This is a genomic window from Streptomyces sp. NPDC054047, from assembly GCF_055585065.1.
On sequence record NZ_JBVJKV010000019.1, the window covers coordinates 15,014 to 30,251 of the forward strand.

The window sequence follows — 15,238 nt, forward strand, 5'->3', positions numbered from 1 at the left end:
CTTGTACGCCGTACGGGACATGCCTTACGGTGTACGTCGCTGACCACACGTACACCGTATAAGCAGAAGGAGAGGGAGGCATGACGGCAACGACGACCGCCGAGACCCCCAGCACCCCCCAAGGGCACCCCCAGCGCTGGCTGATCCTGGGCGTCATCTGCCTCGCCCAGCTCACCGTCCTGTTGGACAACACCGTCCTGAACGTCGCCATCCCCTCCCTCACCGAGGAACTGGACGCGTCCACGGCCGACATCCAGTGGATGATCAACGCCTACTCGCTCGTCCAGTCCGGCCTCCTGCTCACCGCGGGCAGCGCGTCCGACCGCTACGGCCGCAAGAAGATGCTGACCGCGGGCCTCGCCCTCTTCGGCGTCGGTTCGCTGGTGGCGGGCCTTGCCCAGTCCTCCGCGCAGCTCATCGCGGCGCGCGCCGGCATGGGCATCGGCGGTGCGCTCCTGATCACCACCACGCTCGCCGTGGTCGTGCAGATCTTCGACGACAGCGAGCGGATGAAGGCGATCGGCCTCTGGTCGACCGTCAACTCCCTCGGCTTCGCGCTCGGCCCGCTGATGGGCGGGGTCATGCTCAACCACTTCTGGTGGGGCGCGATCTTCCTGATCAATATCCCCGTGGTGCTCGTCGCGCTCGCCGCGGTGATCAAGCTGGTCCCCGAGTCCAAGAACCCGCAGGGCGACCGCCCCGACCTGCTCGGCGCGCTGCTCTCCACCATCGGCATGGCCTCGGTCGTGTACGCGATCATCTCCGGCCCCGAACACGGCTGGACGTCGACGCAGGTCCTGGTGGCCGCCGCGGTGGGCGTGGCCGTCCTCGGCGTCTTCGTCGTCTGGGAGCTGCGCATCCCGTACCCCATGCTGGACATGCACTTCTTCCGCAACCAGCGCTTCATCGGCGCCGTCGCGGGCGCCATCCTGGTCGCCTTCGGCATGGGCGGTTCGCTGTTCCTGCTGACCCAGCACCTCCAATTCGTCCTCGGATACGAGCCGTTGGAGGCGGGCCTGCGCACGGCGCCGCTCGCGGTCACCGTCGTCGCGCTCAACCTCACCGGCCTGGGCGCACGCCTCCTGAAGAAGACCAGCACCCCCGCGACGATCGCGATCGGCATGACCCTGCTCTCCGCGGGCCTCGCCGCGATCGCCGTGCTCGGCGGCGACAACTACGCGGGGATGCTGACCGGCCTCATCGTGATGGGCGCGGGCATCGCGCTCGCCATGCCCGCCATGGCCAACGCGATCATGAGCGCGATCCCGCCGGAGAAGGCCGGTGTGGGCGCGGGCGTCAACGGCACGCTCGCTGAGTTCGGCAACGGTCTGGGCGTCGCCGTGCTCGGCGCTGTCCTGAACTCACGCTTCGCCTCGCTCGTGACCGTCTCCGCGGTCTCGCTGCCCGCGGCGCTTGCCGCGGCGGGGTCGGACGCCGAACGCACGAGGATCGCCGACGCGTTCTCCTCGGGTCTTCAGACCAGTCAGCTGGTGGGCGCGGTGGCCGTGCTCCTCGGTGGCCTGCTGGCGGCCGCGTTGCTGAAGCGGGCCGAGAGGGCAGACTCTGCGAAGGCGGGCGCGGCCACGGCGTCCGCATAGCATCGACGGGTGGGCGACGGACTGGCCGATTCCGGTCTGCCGTCCGCCTCGCAGGACTCGTAGGACCGGTACCGGTACCGGTACCGGTACAACAGCTCAGGACCAGGAAGGTGCGCCATGGCGAAGGCAGCCGACCGCGCGAAGCGCCCCGCGCGGACCAGCGTCTGGCTGGAGGGCAAGGCCCCCCGGAACGGCGCGGGCAGCCGCAGGAGTGACCAGCCTTCCGGCCTCGACCGGGACCGCATCACCGAGGCCACGGTCCGCCTCCTGGACGAGGAGGGCCTCGCCAAGTTCTCCATGCGGCGCCTGGCGGCGGACCTGAACGTCACGGCGATGTCCGTGTACTGGTACGTCGACACCAAGGACGACCTCCTCGAACTCGCCCTGGACGCGGCCGCCGGGGAGATGGTCCTGCCCGACCCGGAGTCGATCACGCCCGAGCGGTGGCGCGAGACGATGCGCGAACTGGCCGAGGAGTACCGGGGGTTGCTGGTCCGGCACGCCTGGGTGTCGCCGCTCGTCGGCAACTTCCTCAACATCGGCCCGAACTGGATCAAATTCGCGCTGACCGTGCAGGAAGTGGTGCGCAAGACCGGCCTGCCCACGGAGAAGCAGGCCGGCGCGATCGCCGCGGTCTTCCAGTTCGTGTACGGATTCGGCACGGTCCAGGGCCACTACATCGCGCGCTGTACGGCGGCGGGGCTCACTCCCGGGGAGTACTTCAAGGAGGCGATGGGCGCGGTCAGCGCGCATCCCGGCCTGGAGGAGACCCTGCACAGCTCCGCCGACATGATGGAGGCGCGGGGCGGGTCCACGGTCGAGGAGATGTGGGAGCTGGACTTCAAGGTGGCGCTGGACCTGCTGGTGGCGGGCATCGAGGCCACGCTGTGACGGGCCCCTGGGCCTTGGGCGCCGACTAGGCCTTCGCTGCCGGGAAACCTCCGGTGGCGACCGGGCCCCACCGCTCCGGGGTGATCCGGATGATGGACTTGCCCTGCTTCACCATCGCCTCGCGGTACTCGTCCCAGTCGGGGTGCTCACCGGAGATGTTCCGGAAGTACTCGACGAGGGGCTCGACCGACTCCGGGGAGTCGATGACCTCGGCCGTGCCGTCGATCTGGACCCAGGGACCGTTCCACTCGTCGCTGAGCACGATGACGCTGACCTTCGCGTTCCGCTTGGCGTTCCGCGTCTTGGCCCGCTCGGGGTAGGTGGACACCACGATCCGTCCGGCGTCGTCGACCCCGCAGGTCAGGGGGGACCCCTGCGGGGCGCCGTCCGCGCGGGCGGTGAGCAGGATCGCCCGATGCCGGGGGCGGACGAAGTCCAGCAACTCCGCGAGGGACACGGTGGTGTTGGTAGCGATGTTCGGAGCCATGCCCCGCACGATACGCCGGGGGCGGCGCGGGGGGCCGTGCCTCTCCCACCCACCCGCCCGTTCACCCGGCATCCGACCCTCGACGAACAAGCCTTTCCCACCCACCCGCCCGTTCACCCCGCATCCGACCCTGGACGAACAGGCCTTTCCCGCCCACCCGCCCGATTGCCCCGCAGTCTTGCCCCGCGACGAACAGGCCTTTCCCGCCCACCCGCCCGTTCACCCCGCATCCGACCCTGGACGAACAGGCCTTTCTCGCCCGCCCGTCCGATTGCCCCGCAGTCGGCGACGCGCGTGAGGGGGCGTGCCGGTTTGTCCGCCCGGAGCACGGCTCCCGGCGCTCCGGGGGCGAAGTAGCCCCGCGGCCACCGGACGACAGCGAGGACGGACATACCGGCGCGGCCCCGCCCCACCACGGAGCAGAACCGCTCCCGCCAGCCCCGCTAGACCTGCGGCAACGTTTCCCCCTGGACCGCCTGGATGTCCAGTTCCACCCGCAGCGTCGTGCCGATCGCCGAGATCCCCGCCTGCACCACCTGGTTGTAGTTCATCGCGAAGTCCTCGCGGCGCAGCTCCGCCGTCGCCCGGAACGCCGCACGCGTGCCGCCCCAGGGGTCCGCCCCCGTACCGAGGTAGCTCAGGTCCAGTTCCACCGGGCGTACGACGCCGTGCATCTGCAGATCGCCCTGAACCGTCCAGCGGTCCGGGCCCGCGGGCGTCAGGCCCGTGGACCGGTACGTCAGCTCCGGGTACCGCTCCACGTCCAGGAAGTCCGGCGACTTCAGGTGGCCGTCCCGCATGCCGTTGCCCGTGTCGATGGAGGCCGAGCTGATGACCGCCTCGACGCGCGACTTCTCCACGTCCTCGGCGATCTCCACGCGGCCCCCGAACTCCGTGAACCGGCCGTGCACGCTGGTGATCCCCAGGTGCTGGGCGACCGCGCCCACCGTCGAGTGCGCCGGGTCGATGGTCCAGGGGCCGGGCGGCGGCAGCTCCGTGCCGCCCTGCCGGGCCAGGACGATGTTGCCCACCTCGGCACGGCCGCTCGCCGTGACGAGCGCGGTCGAGGCCACGGGCGCGTAGCCGACCGCGGTGACGATCACGGTGTACGGGCCCGGCGGCAGCTCCGTGGCGTCGCGCACGGCACCCTCCGCGTCCGCCGCCGCCCGCAGCACCTGCGTACCGGTCATGTCCGTCAGGGTGACGACGGCGTGCGACACCGCCCACCCGTCACGCGTCCGAATCCGAGCGCTGAGTCCCATCCCGTTCCTTCTCCTTGCCGAGCTCACAAAAGAGTGTGGCCCCCGGTGGCGGTGACACGGCCGTCCCCTGCCGTGTGCGTCACCACCAACTCGGGGGCCCTTTCCCCAACCGGCCCGTGCGCGCGCATCCGCTCGAAGCGCGCGCACGGGCCGGGGTCAATTACTCGCCCGGGTGGGCGAGTTCGATGTCGTGGTCACCGACACCTTCACCGGAGACCGTCAGGCCCGTCGCCACCGGCGGGTAGCCGGTCGCGATGACCGTGTACTCGCCGCTGTCCAGGTCGGTGAAGGCGTACGCGCCGTCCGACCCGGTGGTGGCGGTGGCGACGACGTTGCCCGCCGCGTCCACCAGCGTGACCCGCGCGTCGTTCAGCGGTCCGCCCTTGGCGCGCACGGTGCCCAGCACCTGCGAACCGGCCCTGAGCTCGACCTCGACCCGGGTGACGCCGACCGCGCCCACCTCGACGGGCAGCGCCATCGGGCGGTGCCCCGCGGCGTTCACCGCGATGGTGACCTGTCCGGGCACCAGCTCGGCGAAGGTGAACTCGCCCTGCTCACCGGTGAGCCCGGTGGCCAGGACGTCGCCGCGCACGTCGGTCACGATGACCATCGCGCCGGAGACCGGCAGCTTGCCGTCGGAGGCCCGCACCACACCGCTGAGGCCGCTCGTGCCGCTCAGCAGGATGTCGTAGTTCAGGGCCTCGTCGGAGACGACGATCGTGGAGGCCTGCGGCTGGAAGCCGTCGGCCGACGCGATCAGTACGTACGAACCGGCGCCGGGGGCGTCGACCGCGTAGGACCCGTCGCCCTGCGCGACCGCACGGCCCAGCTGGCGTCCCCCGAGGGAGATCAGCGTGACCGCGGCCCGCGGGACCGGGGCGCTCTCCGCGCCGCGGACGAAGCCGTGGACCGGAGTGCCGCCGCCGGTGGTCTGCGGGAGCGCGTCACCGGTGGCCGACGAGGCCACGGCGGCGAGCTTCTGCGTGCCGTCCGGACCCGCTTCGGTGTGCGCGCCGACGGAGGCGAGGACCGGCTGCTCGTCGGCGACCGGGGCGGACGCCGCCGGAGTGGCGGGAGACGCGGCCGGAGCCTGGGACGCCTCAGCGGCCTGGGCGAGCCCACCCGACGTACGCAACGGGACCTCCTTGATGAAGAGCGTGATCAGGAGCGCGATGAGGGCCAGCGGCGCGGCGATCAGGAAGACGTCGGCGATGCCGTGCCCGTAGGCGCTCTCCATGACCGTGCGGAACGGCGCCGGAAGGGCGTCCAGGTCGGGGATGCCACCGCCGCCGGTGCCGCCGTGGCCCATGCCGGCGGCCTTGGGACCGAGGTCCTCCAGACCGTCCTTCACGTAGTGGGTGATGCGCGTCGACATCACGGCGCCGAGCGCCGAGACGCCCATGGCGCCACCGAGGGAACGGAAGAAGGTGACGACCGAGCTCGCGGAGCCGAGGTCCTCGGGAGCGACCTGGTTCTGCGTGGCGAGCACGAGGTTCTGCATCATCATGCCGATGCCGAGACCCATGAGGGCCATGAAGATCGCGATGTGCCAGTACTCGGTGTCGTAGCGGATCGTGCCGAGCAGGCCGAGGCCCGCGGTCAGGAGCACGCCGCCGGAGACCAGCCAGGCCTTCCACTTGCCGGTCTTGGTGATGACCTGGCCGGAGACCGTCGAGGAGACGAACAGACCGGCGATCATCGGGATCGTCATGACGCCGGACATCGTCGGCGACTTGTCGCGCGCCAGCTGGAAGTACTGGCTGAAGAACACGGTGCCCGCGAACATCCCGACACCCACGAAGAGCGAGGCGATGGAGGCGAGGGTGATCGTGCGGTTGCGGAAGAGCCGCAGCGGGATGATCGGCTCGCTCGCCTTGGACTCGACGAGCAGGAAGATCAGGCCGAGGACGATCGAACCGCCGACCATCGCGCCGGTCTGCCAGGACATCCAGTCGTACTTGTCGCCCGCGAAGGTCACCCAGACCAGGAGCAGGGAGACGGCCGCCGAGATGAAGAAGGCGCCGCTCCAGTCGACCTTGACGTCCCGCTTCACGACGGGGAGCTTCAGGGTCTTCTGGAGCACGATCAGGGCGATGATCGCGAAGGGCACGCCGACGTAGAAGCACCAGCGCCAGCCGAGCCAGTCGGTGTCGGTGATGACGCCGCCGAGCAGCGGGCCGCCGACGGTGGCGACGGCGAAGGTGGCACCGAGGTAGCCGGAGTAACGGCCGCGCTCGCGCGGGGCGATCATCGCGGCCATCACGATCTGCGCGAGGGCGGAGAGACCGCCCACGCCGATGCCCTGGACGACGCGGCAGGCGATCAGCATCCCGGCGTTCTGCGAGAGACCGGCGACGACCGAGCCGAGCACGTAGATGATCAGTGCTATCTGGACCAGGGCCTTCTTGCTGAAGAGGTCCGACAGCTTGCCCCACAGGGGCGTGGTCGCCGTCATCGCCAGGAGCGAGGCGGTGACGACCCAGGTGTAGGCGGACTGGCCGCCGCCCAGGTCGCCGATGATTTCAGGCAGGGCGTTGGAGACGATCGTCGACGACAGGATCGCGACGAACATGCCGAGCAGCAGGCCGGAAAGGGCCTCCATGATCTGGCGGTGCGTCATCGGGGCGTTCTCGTCGTGCGACGCTCCGTGCTTGGCGTGGCTGCCCCGCACACCGGATGGTGTGGTTGTTGCCATGGGCTTCCTCTTCGTTACGCGGGTGTACGGGTGGTCTCTTCGAAGGGGAGCCGGGCCGAAGCCGCACGGCAGTCCCCGAAGCTGTCGCGCAGTCGCGCGAGCAGCGTGCTGAGCTGGACGACCTCGTCGTCTGACCAGTCATGCAAGTAGTGGGTGAGCGTCCTGATGGACAGCTCGGACAGCTCATCGACCTTGGTCCTGCCCTCGGGGGTGAGGCGCAGGATGCGGGAGCGCTTGTCGGCGGGGTCGGGATCCCGGTGGATCCACTCCTTCTCGGCGACATGGGCCACGTGGCGACTCGTCACCGACATGTCCACGGCGAGCAGCTCGGCGAGTCTGCTCATCCGCATCTCTCCGTGCCGGTCGAGCAGGATGAGTACGGCGGCGGACCCGGCCGGGCAGTCGTGCGGCAGCCCTCTTCCGAGGCCACGCTTCACGGCACCGATGGCGCTGAGCTGTCGGGCCAGCTCCTCGTAATGACGCTGCGCGGCCACGGCACCTCCTATGTTGTTGCTTAGGGCAACGATAGAGACAGTTGGTTGCCGCAGGCAAACTAAAACTGGACCAACGCCCTAAAGAGTCGGCAAAGGTCTGCCGCCGCGCTCGTAAAGTCGGTGGTCAGCGGGGGTTGGGCCGACCCCCGATGGTTCGCTAGGGTCCTGCGCTATGGCACACAACCCCCAGGGCCCCCAGAACACCCCCGACCCCGCCGGCAGCACGCAGATGTTCCGCGCCTTCGTCGACGAGTCCCCGCAGGGCCGAGCGCAGCAGCCGGCGGCGGCGCCCGCGGGCCCGCGCATCGGCCTGATCATCGGCGTCGTACTCGCGATCGTGGTGGTGGCGGGAGTGGCGTGGCTGGCCCTCAAGTAGTTCAAGCAGGGAGAACGCCCCTCTAGGGGCGCGGGGAACTGCGCGCTCGGCCACGGCGGAGCCGCAGGCGGAGAAGAACCCCTACTTCCAGTCGACGGAGACGTCCCGCGTCTCCACATGCATCCCCAGCGGCACCCGCCAGGCCTCGACGCACACGGGCCAGGTCTTCTTCAAGGTCTCCCCCGCGCCGATGGGTGCGGGCAGCTTCTCGGTGGACTTGATCGTGGCCCAGTCCACGCCAAGGGCGCCGATCACGTGCGTACCGAAGGTGACCGTGCCCGACCGCACCGGCGATCCGCCGGTGTTCTTGAAGGCGACGGTCACTTTCTCGCACCAGCGGTCGTCCGCGGGCTTCCGCTGCGGTTCGCCGACGCTGAGCTTCGCGGGGCCGCTGGGAGGGGCGCTGGAGCCGCCGCCGGGGTTCGAGGGCGTCGTGTCCGGACTGGTGTCCGAACTCCCTTCCGAACTCCCTTCCGTACGACCGGGCTTGGCGCCGTCGGTCGAGCCGGTGGAGGATTCGCCGCCGTCCGGGGTGCCCGAGGGCCCCGAACCGGACTTGCCGTCAGGGGACTTGCCGTCAGGGGACTTACCGCCGGAGGCGTCCGGTCCGGGCTCCGATGAGGACCCGGGGCCACCGACCTCACGCTCGGAGCCCCCCTTGCCGCCAGGCGCCTTCTCGGCCTCGTCCAGCGGCACGAGCTCCACGTCACCGGTGGGGGCCACGCCGGCGCCAGGCGCCCGCTCAGGCCCCGCGGCAGCCGGACCCGTGGCCACATAGCCGTCGCCGTCCCCGCCGCCGCAAGCCGCGAGGAGACCGCCCAGGCACAGGACAGCCGTGGACGCACCCAGTACGTTCCGCATGCCACGTCGCATCGCGTCAGTGTGTCTGACGGGCCGTCAATTAGGAACCCCGTCAGCAACTTCCGTCCCCCTGCGGCTCGTTCGGCCACAGGGGGAGTGCCCTCAGTCCGCGATGAGCCCTTCCCGCAGCTGCGAGAGCGTGCGCGTGAGCAGGCGCGAGACGTGCATCTGCGAGATGCCGACCTCCTCGCCGATCTGCGACTGCGTCATGTTCGCGAAGAAGCGCAGCATGATGATGCGGCGCTCGCGCGGCGGCAGCTTGGCGAGCAGCGGCTTGAGCGACTCGCGGTACTCGACGCCTTCCAGGGCGCTGTCCTCGTACCCCAGACGGTCCGCGAGGGAGCCCTCGCCGCCGTCGTCCTCCAGGGCGGGCGAGTCGAGCGACGAGGCCGTGTACGCGTTCCCGACGGCCAGGCCGTCGACCACGTCCTCCTCGGACACCCCGAGCGCCTTGGCGAGTTCGGGCACGGTCGGCGAGCGGTCCAGCTTCTGGGCCAGTTCGTCGCTCGTCTTCGTCAGCGCGAGCCGCAGTTCCTGAAGGCGGCGCGGCACGCGCACCGACCAACTCGTGTCGCGGAAGAAGCGCTTGATCTCACCGACGACCGTCGGCATCGCGAACGTCGGGAATTCCACGCCCCGTTCGCAGTCGAATCGGTCGATCGCCTTGATCAGGCCGATCGTGCCGACCTGGACGATGTCCTCCATCGGTTCGTTGCGGCTGCGGAAACGTGCCGCCGCGTACCGGACGAGAGGGAGGTTGAGCTCGATCAGCGTGTCCCTTACGTAGACACGCTCCGGGCTGTCCTTGTCGAGTGCGGCGAGCCGCAGGAACAGGGAGCGGGACAGGGTGCGGGTGTCGATGGCTCCGGAAGCCCCGGAAACCACCGGGCTCGGAAGCGCGGCGGGCGCTGATTCGCTCTTCGTGAGCGTGAGCACCTTCGAGCTGCCCTGGTCTGCGGACATGCCACCCCCTTGAGGTCGCGGACGGTCACGGCGGACGCTCCCGTCGGAGGAACGCAGCCTCCACCTGAATACCGGACGTGGGGCTGCGGCAAACGCGGTTCCAGCAGAATGTCACATGTCGGCAACACGCTGTAGTTACATGTCGACAAAGAAGGGTGACATCGATGCAGGAAAGAGGGGGTCTGAGGCATTTCTGCTCACGAGAACGTCGGGAACCCTCGTGAGAGCAGTCCACTCGTTACGGTTACGCCTCGATCCGATTTGCGGATCGAAGTCGCGCGAAGCTTCTGGCCAGCAGTCTTGACACATGCATCTGAGAAACGCCCAATTCGGCGCTGATCTGTGATTGCGTCAGATTGCTGTAGTAGCGCAGCAGCAGGATGCGTTGTTCGCGCTCGGGCAGTTGGACGAGGAGATGGCGGACGAGGTCGCGGTGCTCGACGCCGTCGAGTGCGGGGTCCTCGTAGCCGAGCCGGTCGAGCAGACCGGGGAGCCCGTCGCCCTCCTGGGCCGCCTCCAACGACGTTGCGTGGTACGAACGTCCGGCCTCGATGCAGGCCAGGACCTCCTCCTCGGTGATCCGGAGGCGCTCGGCGATCTCCGCGGTCGTGGGCGAGCGCCCGAACGCCGTGGTGAGGTCCTCGGTCGCCCCGGTCACCTGCACCCACAGCTCGTGAAGACGGCGCGGCACATGGACCGTTCGTACGTTGTCGCGGAAGTACCGCTTGATCTCGCCGACCACGGTGGGCATCGCGAAGGTCGGGAACTGCACGCCGCGCTCGGGGTCGAAGCGGTCGATCGCGTTGATCAGACCGATCGTGCCGACCTGGACGACGTCCTCCATCGGCTCGTTGCGGCTGCGGAAGCGGGCGGCGGCGTACCGCACCAGCGGCAGATTGGCCTCGATGAGCGCACCGCGGACGCGGCCGTGCTCGGGGCTGCCCGGTTCGAGCTCCTTGAGCTCGCCGAAGAGGACCTGCGTCAGGGCCCGGGTGTCGGCTCCCCTGCTGCTGGGGGCCCTCTCGCTGATGGGGGCGCCCTGCGCGCCCTGCTGCACGCCCTGTGGGCCCGGCGCGCTCGATGTGCTCGGTGAGCTCGGTGAGCTCGGTGCGCTCTGCGTGGTGGGGCTGCTGCTCGCTTGCGGGGTCACGGGTGGTGCTTCGGGCGCAGTACTGGCCGGCACGGTCAACGCCACCCCTTCTCGGTCAAGCCCAGTCAAGTCCTGTCGAGCTCAGTCAAGATCAGCCGACCCTGGTCAACTCATCCGTCAAAAGCGGTCATAGCATCACAAGACATGTGCACTGTGTGCAAGCACCCGATAACTACGTGTTGAGGGGCAAGTTGAGCCGTAAAGACGCAGAAAAGCCCCTCACCGTTCCGGTGAGGGGCCGCTTCGCGCGGGGCCGCTGAGCCGCCCGGCTCAGAACTCGTAGTCCGCGATCACCCACGTGGCGAACTCACGCCACAGCGCGACACCGGCCTGGTGCGCGGGGTGCTCGATGTACCGCTTCAGCGCATCGGTGTCCTCGACCGCCGAGTTGATGGCGAAGTCGTACGCGATGGGCCGGTCGGTGATGTTCCAGTCGCACTCCCAGAACGAGAGCTCCGGGATCTGGTCGCCGAGCGCGCGGAAGGCCTTGACGCCCTCGACGACGCGCGGCTCGTCGCGCTCCACACCGTCGTTGAGCTTGAAGAGGACCAGATGGCGGATCATGCGCACTCCTGGGAAGGGCGGGGAGAGGAGGGGGGACGGCGGAACGAACCGCTCAGTCCTTGCCTCCGTTGGCGACCCACGTCATGAAGTCGCCGATGCTCTGAGCGGCGTCCGAAACCGCCTCGAAGCCTATCTGCACATAGTCCGCGGCCTTGGCGGGGTCAGTGATGATCACGTAGAGCATGAAGACGACGACCGCGAAGAGCCCGATTTTCTTCCACTGCACCGCCACGCTCCCGGCCTCCCCTTACCTGCTGCGCCTGTGACCCCTGTGACGGGCGTGAGTCTAACCCGGCACGTCCTCACGGGGCCTTTAAGGACCAACGGCCTGGCAGCAGGGGCCCTTTGCCGGGCCGTTCCCCGCGGCGCGGGACGCAGGATTGGTGTGTGCCCCGGCGGATCTGGCAGGAATCCGCAGGGCACGGGACTGGCCCCACTGCGGGGTCGCGCGCCGTCTGCTTCCCCCGAACGACGGCGCCGGCCAAGGGTTCCGGTCCTCATCGGGGGAAGCGGCTTGTCCCCCCGATGCCGCTTCCCCCGGCCTGTGCGGGAGAGAGCCCCGGCGCCGTGAAGGCACCGGGGCTCTCGTGCGTCCGCCGGTCCCGGGAAATGCGTCCGCCGGTCCCGGGAACGACGAAGGCCCCGTCCTCGCGGACGGGGCCTTCGTATCAAGAGCGGTAGCGGTGGGATTTGAACCCACGGTGAGTTTCCCCACACTCGCTTTCGAGGCGAGCTCCTTCGGCCGCTCGGACACGCTACCGAGAGGAACTCTAGCCCAAAGTGCCCCGTGGTCAGAAATCCGTTTGGCCGAAGCCGCCCGGCAGCGCCCCGGCAGCCGCTCAGCGCCCGCGGAAGAAGCGGGTGAGCAGGGCCGCGGCCTCCTGCGCGAGGACGCCCTCGATCACCTCGGGTCGGTGGTTGAGCCTTCTGTCGCGTACGACGTCCCAGACGGAGCCCGCGGCGCCCGCCTTCTCGTCACGCGCTCCGTAGACGACCCGGTCGACCCGGGACTGGACGAGGGCGCCCGCGCACATCGTGCAGGGCTCCAGGGTCACCACCAGCGTGCAGCCGGCCAGACGCCACTCGCCGAGCGCGGCGGCGGCCCGGCGGACGGCGAGCACCTCCGCGTGCGCGGTCGGGTCGCCGGTCGCCTCGCGTTCGTTGTGGCCCGCCGCGAGGACCGTCGTGCCGTCCGGGGACAGCACGACGGCGCCGACGGGCACATCGCCGCCCTGGACGGCCAGTTCGGCCTGGGCCAGGGCGAGCCGCATGGGGGCCCGCCAGCGGTCGCGTACGGGATCGGCTTCTCGGTCGGGTTCGGGTGGGGTGATGGGGGTGTTCCGGTCGGTCACACCGGGAACCTAGCGGACGGTCTCCAGCACCTCCGCCGCCCCGAGGATCTCGGCGATGTCGCTGAGCGCGTCACCGGGCTCCAGACCGAGCAGATCCTTCTCGGGCACGCCGAGATCGGTCAGGAGCTCCGAGTCGCCCAGCGGCCCCGCGGGCACCGCGTCGCCCGCGGTCTCCCCCGGTTCGTCGTCGGCGGCGGAATCGGGGGCGGCCCCGGACTCGGCGGGTTCGCCGTCCTCCGTGCCGTCCAGGTCCAGGGCGTCCAGGTCGACACCCGGGTCTTCGGTGCCCGGCTCACGGCCGAGCATCTCGTCGGTGAGCAGGATCTCGCCGTACGAACTCCGGGCGGCCGCGGCCGCGTCCGAGACGTAGATACGAGGGTCCTCCTCCCCGTCGACGCGGACGACGCCGAACCAGGCGTCCTCCTGTTCGATGAAGACGAGGACGGTGTCGTCCTCAGCGCTGCCGGCCGTGGCCTCGCGGGCCAGGTCGGTCAGATCCGACAGGGTCTCCACATCGTCGAGCTCCGTGTCGCTCGCTTCCCACCCGTCTTCGGTGCGCGCGAGCAGTGCGGCGAAGTACACCGTGACTCTCCCACTGGTCATAGACAGTGCCGGTTGACGGTTTGGGTGTCCCCCCGGCGAGTTCGGGGAGCGGGGGAGTTGCTGTTCCAAGCCCCGCCCACTCGGAATCGTGGCAGAAACCACGGCCCGAGGAGAGGTCTTCCGCCCGCTGTGTTCCGCGTCGCGTTTCCCGGACGCCTTCCCGATGCCTGTGTGAGAGGTGCCCGCTACCAGCGGAACGTGCGCATACGCATCTGCTGACGCATCCGTGCCGCCCGGGCGCGGCGCGGCTTCACGCGGTCGCGGAGCTCGATGGCCTCGGCCCGCTCGTGGAGGAACTGGGCGCGTCGGCGCCGGCGCTCGGCTTCGGTCTCGCGGTCCGGCTCTCGGCCGCCCGGCTCTCTGTCCGGCATGGGCATCACCACCCCAGGTCGTACGTCCACTTTCCCCCGTACGGCGGGTTTGATGCCAGCGCGCAGGGTTCCGGGTGGTCCGGGGCGTGAAAGGCACCGGTCGTCGCGGGGGAGCCCGGGTGGTCCGGGCGCGGTTACTGTTGACGGCATGCGGATCCACGTCGTCGACCACCCGCTGGTGGCGCACAAACTCACCACGCTGCGCGACAAGCGCACCGACTCCCCTACCTTCCGGCGCCTCGCCGACGAGCTGGTCACCCTGCTCGCGTACGAGGCCACCCGGGACGTGCGCACCGAGCAGGTCGACATCGAGACCCCGGTCACCCCGACCACGGGCGTCAAGCTGTCCTACCCGCGCCCCCTGGTCGTACCGATCCTGCGCGCCGGGCTCGGCATGCTGGACGGCATGGTGCGGCTCCTGCCGACCGCCGAGGTGGGCTTCCTCGGGATGATCCGCGACGAGGAGACGCTCCAGGCGTCGACGTACGCGACGCGCATGCCGGAGGACCTCTCCGGGCGCCAGGTGTACGTCCTGGACCCGATGCTGGCCACCGGCGGCACGCTCGTCGCGGCCATCCAGGAACTGATCAAGCGCGGCGCGGACGACGTCACCGCCGTGGTGCTCCTGGCCGCGCCCGAGGGCGTCGAGGTCATGGAGCGCGAGCTCGCCGGCACGCCGGTGACGGTCGTGACGGCCTCGGTCGACGAGCGGCTCAACGAGAGCGGCTACATCGTGCCGGGTCTGGGCGACGCGGGGGACCGGATGTACGGGACCGCGGAGTAGCGCTCAGCGCTCAGCGATCGTCGGGCGTAGCGCTCAGCAGTCTTTCTTGCCGCTGGACGTCGAGGGCGCCGGCTTGGGTTTGGCGAGTACCGCCAGAGCCTTGTCGGCGTCCTCTTTCTTTGCCAGATCCTTGAACTTCGAGCCCAGGATGAGGTCCACCTCGCCGCCCTTGCGGGCGTCCGTCCGGCTCTCGGCGCCCGCGAGCTGCGTGCCGAGCACCGGTACCGCGGTGTCCGTGGCGGACTTGGCGCCGAGCAGTATCCCGGTGCCCTTGACCTTCTTGTCGTACGCCTTCGGGGCGTTGTCGACCTTGCCGACGGTGAAGCCGCGCTTCTTGAGCTCGGCCGCGACGTCCTTGGCGAGGCCGCCGCGGGGCGTCGCGTTGAAGACGTTCACCTTGATCTGACCCGGCTTGGGCAGCGCCTTGGGGGCGGGCGGTTTTGCGGAGGGGCCCGGCTTGGCCGCGCAGTCGCTGCGCGAGCCCGCGGCCGTGGCCTTGCTGCCGCCCGTGAAGACGTCGATGAGCTGCAGGGTTCCCCAGCCGATCAGGCCGACCGCGACGACGGACGCGACCACCGCGAGCACGATCCTGCGGCGGCCACGGGTTCGGCGCATACGCGGATATTTGGCCCCCGTGATGCGGTACTTGCCGCCCATGCCGGGGGGAGTGAGCATGCTCATGGGCGCAGCGTAGTGCGACGACGCCGTGATGCCTACTAAATGATCATTGACTCGGGCTCAGTCCAACCCGAAAGGGCCAATGAGGGAGTGGGCGCCCGGTGCCGTG

Annotated in this window: 17 protein-coding genes and 1 tRNA gene; 4 read left to right on the forward strand and 14 right to left on the reverse strand. The window is 69.9% G+C overall.

Features of this window, described 5'->3' with window-relative positions:
* Window positions 1-80: 80 nt before the first annotated feature.
* Window positions 81-1,598, forward strand: coding sequence for an MFS transporter (locus ACZ6ZP_RS41410; RefSeq protein WP_351167417.1), 1,518 nt, complete (start codon window positions 81-83; stop codon window positions 1,596-1,598).
* 117 nt (window positions 1,599-1,715) lie between these two features.
* A complete protein-coding gene (locus tag ACZ6ZP_RS41415; protein WP_469410459.1) occupies window positions 1,716-2,489 on the forward strand; it encodes a TetR/AcrR family transcriptional regulator in 774 nt (257 codons plus the stop codon).
* Between the two features lie 25 nt (window positions 2,490-2,514).
* Here ACZ6ZP_RS41415 and ACZ6ZP_RS41420 read toward each other — a convergent pair whose 3' ends face one another.
* From ACZ6ZP_RS41420 to ACZ6ZP_RS41435, 4 genes are all read right to left on the reverse strand, one after another.
* On the reverse strand, window positions 2,515-2,976 hold the full coding sequence (locus ACZ6ZP_RS41420; RefSeq protein WP_351167421.1) for a PPOX class F420-dependent oxidoreductase: 462 nt from the start codon (window positions 2,974-2,976) through the stop codon (window positions 2,515-2,517).
* Window positions 2,977-3,419: 443 nt separating this feature from the next.
* The gene (locus ACZ6ZP_RS41425) at window positions 3,420-4,238 is read right to left on the reverse strand and encodes a YceI family protein (protein WP_469410460.1); all 819 of its coding nucleotides are present in this window, start codon (window positions 4,236-4,238) and stop codon (window positions 3,420-3,422) included.
* Between the two features lie 160 nt (window positions 4,239-4,398).
* Window positions 4,399-6,858: an MFS transporter gene (locus tag ACZ6ZP_RS41430; protein WP_469410492.1), complete on the reverse strand. Its 2,460-nt coding sequence runs from the start codon at window positions 6,856-6,858 to the stop codon at window positions 4,399-4,401.
* 89 nt (window positions 6,859-6,947) lie between these two features.
* Window positions 6,948-7,427 carry a MarR family winged helix-turn-helix transcriptional regulator gene (locus tag ACZ6ZP_RS41435; protein ID WP_469410461.1) on the reverse strand — a complete coding sequence of 160 codons (480 nt, stop codon included), beginning with the start codon at window positions 7,425-7,427 and terminating at the stop codon, window positions 6,948-6,950.
* 172 nt (window positions 7,428-7,599) lie between these two features.
* Here ACZ6ZP_RS41435 and ACZ6ZP_RS41440 point away from each other — a divergent pair, with 172 nt between their 5' ends.
* Window positions 7,600-7,803, forward strand: a complete 204-nt coding sequence (locus tag ACZ6ZP_RS41440) for a hypothetical protein (RefSeq protein ID WP_249589006.1) — start codon at window positions 7,600-7,602, stop codon at window positions 7,801-7,803.
* Window positions 7,804-7,884: 81 nt separating this feature from the next.
* Here the strand turns inward: ACZ6ZP_RS41440 and ACZ6ZP_RS41445 are convergent, their stop codons facing one another.
* The 9 genes from ACZ6ZP_RS41445 to ACZ6ZP_RS41485 form a co-directional block, all read right to left on the reverse strand.
* The gene (locus ACZ6ZP_RS41445; RefSeq protein ID WP_469410462.1) at window positions 7,885-8,676 is read right to left on the reverse strand and encodes a hypothetical protein; all 792 of its coding nucleotides are present in this window, start codon (window positions 8,674-8,676) and stop codon (window positions 7,885-7,887) included.
* A gap of 90 nt (window positions 8,677-8,766) precedes the next feature.
* Complete coding sequence (locus tag ACZ6ZP_RS41450) at window positions 8,767-9,627, reverse strand: RNA polymerase sigma factor SigF (protein WP_351167432.1); 861 nt, start codon at window positions 9,625-9,627, stop codon at window positions 8,767-8,769.
* 244 nt (window positions 9,628-9,871) lie between these two features.
* The gene (locus tag ACZ6ZP_RS41455) at window positions 9,872-10,810 is read right to left on the reverse strand and encodes an RNA polymerase sigma factor SigF (RefSeq protein ID WP_469410463.1); all 939 of its coding nucleotides are present in this window, start codon (window positions 10,808-10,810) and stop codon (window positions 9,872-9,874) included.
* Window positions 10,811-11,047: 237 nt separating this feature from the next.
* Window positions 11,048-11,341 carry a Dabb family protein gene (locus ACZ6ZP_RS41460; protein WP_351167436.1) on the reverse strand — a complete coding sequence of 98 codons (294 nt, stop codon included), beginning with the start codon at window positions 11,339-11,341 and terminating at the stop codon, window positions 11,048-11,050.
* A gap of 52 nt (window positions 11,342-11,393) precedes the next feature.
* Window positions 11,394-11,573: a hypothetical protein gene (locus tag ACZ6ZP_RS41465; RefSeq protein WP_351167438.1), complete on the reverse strand. Its 180-nt coding sequence runs from the start codon at window positions 11,571-11,573 to the stop codon at window positions 11,394-11,396.
* 443 nt (window positions 11,574-12,016) lie between these two features.
* Window positions 12,017-12,101 (reverse strand) — tRNA-Ser (locus ACZ6ZP_RS41470).
* A 79-nt stretch (window positions 12,102-12,180) separates the two neighbouring features.
* Entirely contained in the window at window positions 12,181-12,612 is a 432-nt protein-coding gene (gene tadA, locus ACZ6ZP_RS41475) for a tRNA adenosine(34) deaminase TadA (RefSeq protein ID WP_361469839.1), read from the reverse strand.
* 90 nt (window positions 12,613-12,702) lie between these two features.
* Window positions 12,703-13,275, reverse strand: coding sequence for a tRNA adenosine deaminase-associated protein (locus tag ACZ6ZP_RS41480; RefSeq protein WP_351167583.1), 573 nt, complete (start codon window positions 13,273-13,275; stop codon window positions 12,703-12,705).
* 206 nt (window positions 13,276-13,481) lie between these two features.
* Window positions 13,482-13,667, reverse strand: coding sequence for a hypothetical protein (locus tag ACZ6ZP_RS41485; RefSeq protein WP_160505980.1), 186 nt, complete (start codon window positions 13,665-13,667; stop codon window positions 13,482-13,484).
* Between the two features lie 148 nt (window positions 13,668-13,815).
* On the opposite strand from ACZ6ZP_RS41485, the gene upp reads away from it, so the two are divergent.
* Window positions 13,816-14,451, forward strand: a complete 636-nt coding sequence (gene upp / locus ACZ6ZP_RS41490; protein WP_351167440.1) for a uracil phosphoribosyltransferase — start codon at window positions 13,816-13,818, stop codon at window positions 14,449-14,451.
* Window positions 14,452-14,484: 33 nt separating this feature from the next.
* Here upp and ACZ6ZP_RS41495 read toward each other — a convergent pair whose 3' ends face one another.
* The gene (locus ACZ6ZP_RS41495) at window positions 14,485-15,132 is read right to left on the reverse strand and encodes a LytR C-terminal domain-containing protein (protein WP_361469611.1); all 648 of its coding nucleotides are present in this window, start codon (window positions 15,130-15,132) and stop codon (window positions 14,485-14,487) included.
* Window positions 15,133-15,238 lie beyond the last annotated feature (106 nt).

Coding starts and splice junctions, on each gene's coding strand:
- ACZ6ZP_RS41410 (WP_351167417.1), top strand. CDS start 81: ATGACGGCAACGACGACCGCCGAGACCCCCAGCACCCCCCAAGGGCAC.
- ACZ6ZP_RS41415 (WP_469410459.1), top strand. CDS start 1,716: ATGGCGAAGGCAGCCGACCGCGCGAAGCGCCCCGCGCGGACCAGCGTC.
- ACZ6ZP_RS41420 (WP_351167421.1), bottom strand. CDS start 2,976: ATGGCTCCGAACATCGCTACCAACACCACCGTGTCCCTCGCGGAGTTG.
- ACZ6ZP_RS41425 (WP_469410460.1), bottom strand. CDS start 4,238: ATGGGACTCAGCGCTCGGATTCGGACGCGTGACGGGTGGGCGGTGTCG.
- ACZ6ZP_RS41430 (WP_469410492.1), bottom strand. CDS start 6,858: ATGACGCACCGCCAGATCATGGAGGCCCTTTCCGGCCTGCTGCTCGGC.
- ACZ6ZP_RS41440 (WP_249589006.1), top strand. CDS start 7,600: ATGGCACACAACCCCCAGGGCCCCCAGAACACCCCCGACCCCGCCGGC.
- ACZ6ZP_RS41445 (WP_469410462.1), bottom strand. CDS start 8,676: ATGCGACGTGGCATGCGGAACGTACTGGGTGCGTCCACGGCTGTCCTG.
- ACZ6ZP_RS41450 (WP_351167432.1), bottom strand. CDS start 9,627: ATGTCCGCAGACCAGGGCAGCTCGAAGGTGCTCACGCTCACGAAGAGC.
- ACZ6ZP_RS41460 (WP_351167436.1), bottom strand. CDS start 11,341: ATGATCCGCCATCTGGTCCTCTTCAAGCTCAACGACGGTGTGGAGCGC.
- tadA (WP_361469839.1), bottom strand. CDS start 12,612: ATGCGGCTCGCCCTGGCCCAGGCCGAACTGGCCGTCCAGGGCGGCGAT.
- ACZ6ZP_RS41485 (WP_160505980.1), bottom strand. CDS start 13,667: ATGCCGGACAGAGAGCCGGGCGGCCGAGAGCCGGACCGCGAGACCGAA.
- upp (WP_351167440.1), top strand. CDS start 13,816: ATGCGGATCCACGTCGTCGACCACCCGCTGGTGGCGCACAAACTCACC.
- ACZ6ZP_RS41495 (WP_361469611.1), bottom strand. CDS start 15,132: ATGAGCATGCTCACTCCCCCCGGCATGGGCGGCAAGTACCGCATCACG.